1 protein-coding gene is annotated in these 778 nt (G+C 75.3%); it reads right to left on the reverse strand.

Annotated features, from left to right (window positions below; genetic code table 11):
* The coding region (locus AC08ON_RS17630) for a siderophore-interacting protein (protein WP_476617392.1) at positions 1-688 on the reverse strand (688 nt) is incomplete at its 3' end.
* Between the last annotated feature and the right edge of the window lie 90 nt (positions 689-778).

The following is a 778-nucleotide window of genomic DNA, read 5'->3' on the forward strand; positions in this document are numbered from 1 at the left end:
GGTGCAGCCAGGTGACGGTCGTCGCGGGGGTGACCGGGAGAGCCCGTCGGCGGCCGGCGTCGCGAACCTCCGCCACCACGGTCACCGGTACCCGAGCGGGCAGCCGTTCCAGCACCGTCGCCAGCGCGGGCAGGCCGGTCTCGTCGGCGGCGAGCAGGTGATGCGCGGCCGACGTCCGCACCTCGTATCCACCCCCCGGTCCGGCGATGGCGAGATGGTCACCGGGCCGGGCGGTACCCGCCCACCGCCCGGCCGGACCCTCGCCGTGCAGGAGCATCTCGATGTCCAGTTCGAGGGCCTCAGCGTCGAACCGGCGCGGGGTGTAGGTCCGCACGATCGGGCGGGGTGTACCCGCCGGGAAGACGGGGCGTCCGTCCGGCCCCCAGCTCGGAACGGTCGGTTCGGTCTGTCCGTCGGCCGGCAGGAAGATCTTCACGTGCTGCGCGGCCCGGGGCAGCGAGAATCCGGCCAGCGCCGGCCCACCGAGTGTCACCGTCACCATGTCCCCGGTGAGCGGGGTGACGCGGACGACCCGCAGCCGGCGCGGGGCCGGCCGGGCGCGCCGCGGCGCGGGCCGGTTCTCCGCCGACGTCGACGGGCGGCCGTCGCGCCCGTCCGGTAGTCCGGTCGGGCGGGGCGTGGATGGTGGCGTGGATGGTACGGAGGAGTCCGGCCCGAAGGTCGACATCGGTTCTTGCGTCCTGTCTCTCGTGACCGCGGGCCGGACTGGTCCTGGCCCGCACGGACGGGCTTCAGGCCCGAGACGGGGCTGTCCCGA

It is taken from the genome of Frankia sp. CoWAU3, from assembly GCF_977971855.1.